The 255-nt window shown below is 38.0% G+C and carries 1 pseudogene; it reads left to right on the top strand.

Annotation, left to right across the window (positions count from 1 at the left end):
* Positions 1-255: pseudogene (locus HC175_RS24920) on the top strand (IS3 family transposase); the annotation flags it as partial.

The following is a 255-nucleotide window of genomic DNA, read 5'->3' as shown; positions in this document are numbered from 1 at the left end:
GAACTTGCTTTGATCAAGCCCATGGTGAGTGAGATTCGTAGAAAAATGCCCAGGATTGGTACTCGAAAGTTGTATTATCTTCTTAAAGAGGATTTTAAACGCTGCAACCTTAAAATTGGAAGAGACAGTCTGTTTAAATATCTGCGATCAGAGAATATGCTGATCAGATCAACAAAAAGTTATACTAAAACTACCCACTCCAAACATTGGTTGAAGAAGTACCCGAACCTCATGAAAGAAGTAACAGCAATCCGT

Source organism: Salinimicrobium oceani (assembly GCF_012037645.1).
Note: the sequence above shows the minus strand (reverse complement) of the source record. Positions and strands in the feature narration are given on the sequence as shown.